Annotated in this window: 8 protein-coding genes; 6 read left to right on the top strand and 2 right to left on the bottom strand. The window is 59.8% G+C overall.

Annotation, left to right across the window (positions count from 1 at the left end; genetic code table 11):
• From ABX749_RS12725 to ABX749_RS12715, 3 genes are all read left to right on the top strand, one after another.
• Positions 1-429 (top strand): hypothetical protein (locus tag ABX749_RS12725; RefSeq protein WP_372896317.1); only part of this gene is annotated, 429 nt, incomplete at its 5' end.
• Positions 426-950, top strand: a complete 525-nt coding sequence (purE, locus tag ABX749_RS12720; RefSeq protein ID WP_372896316.1) for a 5-(carboxyamino)imidazole ribonucleotide mutase — start codon at positions 426-428, stop codon at positions 948-950. The genes ABX749_RS12725 and purE, both read left to right, overlap by 4 nt.
• A 7-nt stretch (positions 951-957) precedes the next feature.
• The gene (locus ABX749_RS12715) at positions 958-2,115 is read left to right on the top strand and encodes a 5-(carboxyamino)imidazole ribonucleotide synthase (protein ID WP_372896315.1); all 1,158 of its coding nucleotides are present in this window, start codon (positions 958-960) and stop codon (positions 2,113-2,115) included.
• 189 nt (positions 2,116-2,304) lie between these two features.
• On the opposite strand, the gene ABX749_RS12710 is transcribed toward ABX749_RS12715, so the two are convergent.
• Positions 2,305-2,973 carry a redox-sensing transcriptional repressor Rex gene (locus ABX749_RS12710; RefSeq protein WP_372896314.1) on the bottom strand — a complete coding sequence of 223 codons (669 nt, stop codon included), beginning with the start codon at positions 2,971-2,973 and terminating at the stop codon, positions 2,305-2,307.
• A 518-nt stretch (positions 2,974-3,491) separates the two neighbouring features.
• Here ABX749_RS12710 and ABX749_RS12705 point away from each other — a divergent pair.
• The gene (locus ABX749_RS12705) at positions 3,492-5,243 is read left to right on the top strand and encodes a hypothetical protein (protein WP_372896313.1); all 1,752 of its coding nucleotides are present in this window, start codon (positions 3,492-3,494) and stop codon (positions 5,241-5,243) included.
• A gap of 388 nt (positions 5,244-5,631) precedes the next feature.
• The gene (locus ABX749_RS12700) at positions 5,632-7,425 is read left to right on the top strand and encodes a prenyltransferase/squalene oxidase repeat-containing protein (protein ID WP_372896312.1); all 1,794 of its coding nucleotides are present in this window, start codon (positions 5,632-5,634) and stop codon (positions 7,423-7,425) included.
• A 157-nt stretch (positions 7,426-7,582) separates the two neighbouring features.
• On the opposite strand, the gene ABX749_RS12695 is transcribed toward ABX749_RS12700, so the two are convergent.
• The gene (locus tag ABX749_RS12695) at positions 7,583-8,041 is read right to left on the bottom strand and encodes a DUF2752 domain-containing protein (protein WP_372896311.1); all 459 of its coding nucleotides are present in this window, start codon (positions 8,039-8,041) and stop codon (positions 7,583-7,585) included.
• A 160-nt stretch (positions 8,042-8,201) separates the two neighbouring features.
• Between ABX749_RS12695 and ABX749_RS12690 the strand changes: the two genes are divergently transcribed.
• A partial coding sequence (locus tag ABX749_RS12690; RefSeq protein WP_372896310.1) for a sugar phosphate isomerase/epimerase family protein occupies positions 8,202-8,707 on the top strand: 506 nt, incomplete at its 3' end.

The following is an 8,707-nucleotide window of genomic DNA, read 5'->3' as shown; positions in this document are numbered from 1 at the left end:
GGGTTAAGTTTCAAGTTTCAAGTTTCAAGTTTCAAGTTTCAAGTTTCAAGTTTCAAGTTTCAAGTTTTCAAGTTTCAAGTTTCAAGTTTTCAAGTTTTCAAGTTTTCAAGTTTTCAAGTTTTCAAGTTTTCAAGTTTTCAAGTTTTCAGGTTTCAGGTTTCAGGTTTCAGGTTTCAGGTTTCAGGTTTCAGGTTTCAGGTTTCAGGTTTCAGGTTTCTTCAATATTTTCCTGTCATCCATTTTCTTGTCTCCGTCTCCTCTGCACCGTCCCAACTTTCTGCCCCCCCTTTTTCTGCCAGACTCCCCAACCGCAGCCACCCGAGCCGACTGTTCTTTCCCACTCTCGCTACTTCCGGTTTGGCGAGTTTCGCTTTAAAACTCTTGTTGAACCGGTTTTCCCTCCTCCGCCAGCGCCACCAGCGAGCATGACGACACCCGAAACCGACGGAACGCAATTCCCCGCCACCGATGCTGTGGTCGGCGTGATCATGGGCAGCAAGAACGACTGGGAAACGATGCGTCCGGCGTGCGAGATCCTGGACGCTTTGGGGATCAAGCACGAACGGACCGTCGTCAGCGCCCACCGCACCCCGGCACGGATGTTCGCCTATGCCCAATCGGCGCGTCAGCGGGGACTGAAAGTGATCATCGCGGGGGCCGGCGGCGCCGCCCATCTGCCGGGGATGGTGGCATCGGAGACTTCGTTGCCCGTGATCGGTGTTCCGGTGCAGAGCCGGGCGCTGCAGGGGCTCGATTCGCTGTTGTCGATCGTGCAAATGCCCGGCGGGATTCCCGTCGCCACCATGTCGATCGGGTCCAGCGGGGCCAAGAACGCTGGCTTGATGGCCGCTCGCATGCTGGCGATCAGTGACGAGGCCGTCCGTGCGGCGTTGGAAGCGTTCATCCAACAGCAGACTCAGCAAGTCCTCGCCGCCACTGAACTGGAGTGATCTCGACGTGTCAGCACTGAAATCGAACGACTCGATGGTGATGCCGGGGGCGACCATCGGCATGGTCGGCGGCGGACAACTGGGACGGATGTTTGCGATCGCGGCGATGCAGATGGGTTACGACGTCGTGGTCTTTTGCGGCTCGGCCGACGAACCGGCCGGACACGTCGCCACGCGAACCGTGGTCGGCGATCTGCTCGATCACGCGGTCGTGTCACAGTTTGCCAAGCAGTGTCAGGTGATCACGCTGGAATTCGAAAACATTCCGGCCGAAACGATTCGCTGGTGCAGCGAGTTCGCGCCGACGTATCCCTCGCACCATGTCCTCGCCACCGCACAGGATCGACTGGTCGAAAAAACAACGTTCCGCGATGCCGGTCTGGCGGTGACACCCTACGCCGCGGTGGATTCGGCCGCCGGCGTCGGCGAGTTTGCCGAGCAGCATGGCTGGCCGGTGATCGTCAAAACGGCGCGGAGCGGATACGACGGCAAGGGACAGCATCGCTTGGATGGCCCCTCCGACGCGGCGGCGGTGCCGTGGGAGTCGGCGGATTCTTGGATCGCGGAGAAATGGATCCCGTTCGAGCGCGAAGCGTCCGTCGTGGTGGCGCGTTCGACCCGTGGCGAAGTCCGCTGTTTTCCACCGTTTGAAAACGATCATCGCAATCACATCCTCGACGTCTCGTTCTGCCCGTCGACGTTGTCGCCGGCACAACAACAATTGGCCACGACGATCGCCACCCGGGCTGCAGACGTGTTGCAGCTGGTCGGCGTGCTGTGTGTGGAATTTTTTGTCGTCGACGCGGAAACGCTCTTGATCAACGAAGTCGCGCCGCGGCCACACAACAGTGGCCACTTGACGATTGAAGCGTGTCACACCAGCCAGTTCGAACAACACGTCCGAGCGGTCTGTGGACTGCCACTCGGATCGACCGAACTGCGTGTCGGCGGCGCAGCGATGGCCAACTTGCTGGGTGATCTGTGGGGCAGCCAAGGACAGCCGCCATGCTGGGATCGGGCGGTGGCCGTGCCATCGGTTTCGCTGCACCTGTATGGAAAATCCGACGCCAAAGTCGGGCGGAAGATGGGGCACCTGACCGCCACGGCGGATTCCGCCGCCGCGGCCGTCGCCACCGTCCAACAGGCGCGTGAAACGCTCCAGTAGGCCGCGCTAGAGAATGAGTCGTTTGGCGCAAACGCAATACCGCTAAATCGAGAAGGTATTGACCAGCGCAGGACCCGTAGGCTCGTGCCAAACGGCTGATCATCGATTGACATCAGCCGGTTCGCGTCAGCGTCCGGGCACCCCTCAATGTCGAGTTAGCGTTTTGGCGCGAGAAAATCGATCCAACCGTCAGCGGTTCTGGACGCTGAAGGCGAGCCGTTGCAATTCGCTGGCCAAGTCGACGTTCACGACGGCCGTGGATCCCGGCAACCGCAACGTGGTGGGCGCGAAATTCAGGATGCCGCTGACGCCGGCGGCGACCAAATCGGCGGCGACGAAAGCCGCCTGGTCGACCGGGACGGCCAGGATGGCCAGGTCCGGCGAGAGTTCGGCCAGCTTGCCGGTCATCGTGGCGGCATTCCAAATCGAAACCCCGCCGATCTGTTTTCCAATCTTTGCCGGGTCGAGATCGAACGCGGCGACCAGTCGAAACCCTAATCGCTCGAACCCTCGGTAGCGGAGCAAGGCATCGCCGAGCGATCCGACGCCGACCAAGATGACCTGCCACTGCAGCCCACTTCCGAGCACCGCGCCGATCTGTTCGGTCAGTTTGTCGATCGGATAGCCCACGCCGCGGCGGCCGATCGTTCCCAAACTGCTCAGGTCGCGGCGGACGACGGCGGGAGACACATCGACGAGTGCACCGAGCTGTTTGCTGTTGAGATGGGTTTCGCCCTGATCGGCCAAGCGGTGCAATTCGCGAAAGTACAGACTCAGCCGCCCGACGGCCGGCCGCGGCAGTTTGTTGACGCCGCTGTTGGGGTCCGAAGTCGAATTGGGGTCCGGTTCTGAGGGCATGGCAGGATTGTAACGACCGAGCGGACGGGAGAGGGGCCGCGGGAGCGGGCAGAAAAATGGATCACCGGGGGGGAGAGTCTCCAGTGTGAAATCTGAAACCTGAAACTAAGCCCGTTCCCCCCGCCGTCCCGATCGCTACATCTGTTACGGATTGCAATGACGGCACTCCTGGACAGCCTAGGCGTCTTATTTTGCCCTGATCGTGCTGTTTACTTGGTCGGATCACTTTACGCAGACGATGAATTGACAGCATAAGGACCCAATTCGTTGGCACGCAGAGTTTGTGTGTCCGCACCATCTTCCTCCCACCGTGAAGTGCGGGTAGATGGGAAAGAGGTTAATTCGGGCCACGATCGGCACTTTCGGGTGCAGTGACCGGAGTCGGATTCATCTTGAACGGGGGGTCTTTCGTCGCAGTGCACGTGCACGCAAAAAGTGCAGGAAGGTGTGAGCAATGGGTCTCGCATCATCCAGTGCGTCCCTTTGCAACCCAAAAGTGTTTTCTGGAGAAAGAAGAGATGAAAAGGCTGTGGTTATTGCCCGCCTTGGCGATCATTGCGATCGTCTCGGGGGCTCAATCCGCACGCGCCGCTTATTGTGGTGCGATCAGCTATCAAGGCTGTAGTAATTGCGGAGAGTCAGTGGTCAGCGACGGCACCGTCGTTGATGGCGCGTCACCCGTCGCTGACGGAGCTGGATCGGCTAACGCCGATGGAAGCTACACCGTCATGCGTAACGTGACCGAGACCGTTTACGAGCAAGTCCAAGAGACTCGCTATCGTACGCGGAACGAAACGTATTACGAAGACAAAGAAGTCCAAGCGACTCGTGTCGTTCCTTACACGGAACAGCGTGAAGTCCAGTACACCGTAATGGTGCCGACGTACGAAACCAAAACTCGTACGATCAACTACACCGTCAACAAACCGGTTTACGAGACTCACGAAAAGGTCATCAACTACACGGTCAAAAAGCCCGTGTACGAGACCAAGACGCGTACGATCAACTACACGGTGATGAAGCCGGTGTACGAGACGCACGAAAAGGTGATCAACTACACGGTCAAAAAGCCCGTGTGGGAAACCAAGACGCGTACGATCAACTACACCGTCAACAAGCCGGTGTACGAAACTCGCACGAAAACCATCAACTACACCGTGATGGTTCCCGTTCACGAGACCAAGACTCGTACGATCAACTACACGGTTTACAACACCGTGCGTGAAGACAAAGTTCGCACCGAGAACTACACCGTCATGGTTCCCGAGCAGTACACCAAGACCATCACGGTCAATGGTGGACACTGGGAAACGCAAACGGAAACCGTTCCTGGTCCGATGATGCGACGCACGGTTCGTGAACCGGGCACGTGGACCTACGACCCGGCGACCTGCCGTTGCGTGTACTGCCCCGGCAAGTGCCGCGTCGAATGCGTCCAAGGTTGCCCCAAGACGATCTGCAAGAAAGTCTGGGTGCCGACCTGCGAGGAAAAGGAAATCTGCTGCACGCGGTACGTCAAAGAGTGCCGCACGCGTGAGATCCCTTACACCGTTTGCCGACGCGTTCCTGAGTGCAAGACCAAGACTTGCACCTACACCGTCTGCAAGATGGTTCCCGAGTGCCGCACCAAGACTTGCAACTACACCGTTTGCAAGATGGTTCCCGAGTGCCGCACGAAGACTTGCGAGTACAAAGTTTGCAGCTACGTCTGCGAGCAACGCAGCAAGGTTTGCAAGTACACCACTTGCAAGATGGTTCCCGAGTGCCGCACGAAGACCTGCAACTACACCGTTTGCAGCTACGTCTGCGAGCCTCGTACGAAGGTCTGCAAGTACACCACTTGCAAGATGGTTCCCGAGTGCCGTACCAAGACTTGCGAATACAAAGTTTGCAAGATGGTTCCCGAGTGCCGCACCAAGACGATCTGCGTCAACAAGTGCCGCACCGAGTGCTACACGAAGATCTGCAAGGTCAAGAAGTGCCGTCAGGTCTGCGAGCCTTACACGGTCACCAAGTGCGTTCCGCGTACGGTCTGCAAGCAAGTCCCCGTGACGGTTTGCTGCCCGGCCCCGGTCTGCTGTGGTGCCGCTGACGCTTGCGGATGCTGCGAGCCGGCTTGCGGATGCAGCAAGGCTCGTGGCGGATTGCTGAAGAAGCTGTTCGGCGGACGCAAAGGCTGCTGTGACAGCGGCTGCGACGTCGCTCCCAGCTGCGGATGCGACGCTGAGCCGACTTGTGGTTGCGAAGCCGCTCCTTCCTGCGGCTGCTAATTGAAAAGGCCGGGCGGTCTCGCCGAGTCATCAGGCTCGGCGGACAGCCTAGCCGCTCAAAACTGCACGCGACAAGCCAGGCGGGGTGAGCCCCTCAGTTGAGGTGGCTCACCCCGTTTTTCGCGTCTCGTCTTGATTGGGAATCAAGTGGGAGAGACTTCCGGGCTGGTCCCAATGGACGCCACCAGACTGAAAGCCTCTCCCACTTCCCAAAGACGAGCGGATTTGACGAGCGGATTTTTTGTCTGCTCTGGACAAATGCGATATACTGCGTAGAAGCACCGGGAGCCGCGGAACTCTTTCTCTTCTACCTTTCGAGTCGAATGCTGTGTCGCAGAGTCTTTTCACGAGTGACTCCTCGTCTGCCCGCACACCGCGATCGATCGATATGCCCTCTGTCCCGCCGGTCCCGCCACCTCCACCGTCCCGCGGAACCCCGCGTGAGCGCAGCCCCTGGGCCGCTGCAGACGGGGACGAAATGCCGCTGCCCGGATCGCCGCAGCCGGCTGACGTGATCGATTCGGACGAAGAAACGCTGGGGGCCGAACCCGTCGACGCTCCACCCGATCACAACGCCCCGACCCAAAACGGCAACGTCACGCCGGCCCGAGACGTTCCCTCGATCCCTCCGCCACCCCCGCCCCGCGCCACCCTGCCCCCGACGCGTCCGATCACCGAAGTGTCCCAGCCGCGAACCGGGATCGGGTCCGCCGTGACCCGCTGGCGCGGAAGTTTGCCCGAAGTCACGACTGCGGAAACCGAAAACGCCGAATCAGACGCCGCCGTTGCCGCGGCAGACCCAGACGCCCCCGCCCCCGCCGATGTCGTCACCCGATCGGCCCCCTCCTGGCTGCTCAGCTTGGTGATCCATTTGATCGTGCTGCTGATTCTGGCCCTGATCACTTCTCCGACCGGCAACGGTTTCACCAATTTGGTACTCGATTTCGGGATCAGTAACGAACCGATCGAGGACGCGTTGGAACTGGACCTTTCCTCACCGCAAACCGATGACCTGATCGAAGCTCCCCAAGACGCTTTGGACGACACGCTACTGGAAACCGAAATTCCAGAAATCTTTGAAACCGTCGAACCGGCGGAAATGGAAGCGATCCAGCCGGTGCTGCTGGGCGCGGCGCCGATCGAGATTTCCAAACCGATGTTCAGCGGCCGGACCGGAGCGATGCGAAAAGCGCTGATGGCGATGTACGGCGCGACTGATGACACCGTCAACGCCGTCAAACTCGGGCTCGCCTGGCTGAAACGACAACAACATCGCAGCGGTTACTGGAGCATGGTGCAGCCCTACAGCAACGGTGCCGTTTCGGAAAACCGGACCGCCGCGACCGCGATGGCGCTGATCGCGTTTGCCGGGGACGGCAACACCCACCTGGAAGGCATATATCGTGACGAAGTCGACAAGGGGCTGAAGTACCTGGTGTCACAACAGGATCGCGGCGGGTTCATGGCCGCCTCGGCCCGCGGCAACGAGCGCACGTACGCCCAAGCCCAAGCGACGATCGCGCTGTGCGAACTGTACGGGATGACCAAAGATTCCTGGTTGCGCGCCTACGCCCAACGCGCCGTCGATTACGCACTCAAAGCCCAGGCGTCTGACGGCGGATGGAGGTATCGGCCGAACGAACCCGGCGACACCTCAGTCACCGGTTGGTACGTGATGGCGCTGCAAAGTGCGCTCGGCGCCGGGCTGGAAGTCGATCCGGAGAAAATGAAACTGATCGACAAGTACCTCGATTCGGCGAGCGTTTACTACGGGGCCGGCTACGCCTACCAACCCGGTCGCTCGGACGCCACGCCCACCATGACGGCTGAAGGTCTGCTGTGTCGCCAATACCTCGGTTGGGAACGAAACGATGGCCGCCTTCAAGAAGGCCTCAAGCTGTTGCGCACCGATGCCCCCTTCGACATCAATCAACAAAACGTCTACTACTGGTACTACGCGACCCAGGCATTCCACCATGTCGGCGGCCCGCTGTGGACCGAATGGAACAATGAAATGAAAGTCAAACTGCCGGCGCTGCAAATCAAAGACGGCAGCGAGCGCGGCAGCTGGGCACCGCAAGGAGACCGTTGGAGCATCGGCGGCCGACTCTACACGACGTGCTTGTCGATCTATTGCCTGGAAGTCTACTACCGACACCTGCCCCTGTACGACCAAAACTAAAACCGCCAAAGTGGGGTAAGCTTCCAGCTTGCCTTGCTGGTTTCACTTGTGAAACGCGGGGAGCAGAAACGGTCCCCAATGTTCAACCCAACACCGCGAAGAGAAGCGTCGTTTCCTCTCGTTGTGGTCCGTCGCCAACCCCCGCGCACCGCGTGACCTACTGCCCCAACACCCGCACGCCCCAGTCGGCCAGCGTCACCGCCGCGATCGCGATCAACGCGATCGTGTAGCGTCGAATCGTCCGGTCGGCCGGCATTTTTCCGCCACGTACGATCTGCAGCAACATCGCCAGACTGCCCAACGCGTACAGGACCAACAGGAATCCGCCCACGTTAGCGCGCGCCGCGGCGACAAGGTTTCCCTTCATCGCGTGCGCCCACGACGTCGTCATGCCGCAACTGGGACAACGAATCCCGAACAGGACGCGAATGCTGCATGGCGGGAGTCCCAATTGGTGATGCGTCCCCAAGCCGGACGAGTTGGGATTCAGCGTCCATGCGGTCGCCAGCAATCCGACCAGCATTAAAACCACCGATGCAGCAGCGATCCGCAGCAACCAAGAGCGCAGCGGTGTCGCCTCGCGTTCGGGTTGCGGCAACGATCGCGATGAGTCCACTCGCGTGAATCCTCGGCGGTTGGGTTTGGAGATGTGAAATGCTGGGCCCGTGCGAACGGATCTCCCGGCTGTTATTCTGTCGGTTCGTTTTAACACTCCGCAACTTGAACCCAAACCACAGCCCGTGAAGTACGCCATTTGTAACGAGACCTTCGGTGAGATGCCACTTGATCAAGCACTTCAGATCGCTCGAGAGGCGGGCTACACCGGCTGGGAAGTCGCCCCGTTCATGATCACCGACGACGTACCGTCCTTCACCGCCGACCAACGGGCTGCGTATCGCGATGCCGTTTCCGCGGGCGGATTGGAAATCATCGGGTTGCATTGGCTGTTGGCCAAGACGGAAGGCTTTCATTTGACCACGCTGGACGAGGACGTGCGTCGAAAGACCAGCGACTACCTCTGCGAACTGGCGCGGTTGTGTCGTGACCTGGGCGGAGACGTGATGGTGTTGGGTTCACCGCAGCAACGCAATTTTCCGGCCAGCCAATCCGAAGAGCAGGCGATGGAAGCGGCGGCAGCATGTTTGCGCGGCGTGGTGCCGACCCTGGAAGAATGCGGGGTCCGGATCGCGATCGAGCCGCTCGGGCGTGGCGAAGGCAACTTCCTCAATACCGCCGCGGCCGGGCGCGATTTAATGAATCGAATCGACAGCGAGCAGGTGGG

Source organism: Stieleria sp., from assembly GCF_041595215.1.
GTDB classification, from domain to species: domain Bacteria; phylum Planctomycetota; class Planctomycetia; order Pirellulales; family Pirellulaceae; genus Stieleria; species Stieleria magnilauensis.
This window is presented reverse-complemented; position numbering and strand designations above follow the sequence as displayed.

Coding starts and splice junctions, on each gene's coding strand:
- purE (WP_372896316.1), top strand. CDS start 426: ATGACGACACCCGAAACCGACGGAACGCAATTCCCCGCCACCGATGCT.
- ABX749_RS12710 (WP_372896314.1), bottom strand. CDS start 2,973: ATGCCCTCAGAACCGGACCCCAATTCGACTTCGGACCCCAACAGCGGC.
- ABX749_RS12700 (WP_372896312.1), top strand. CDS start 5,632: ATGCCCTCTGTCCCGCCGGTCCCGCCACCTCCACCGTCCCGCGGAACC.
- ABX749_RS12705 (WP_372896313.1), top strand. CDS start 3,492: ATGAAAAGGCTGTGGTTATTGCCCGCCTTGGCGATCATTGCGATCGTC.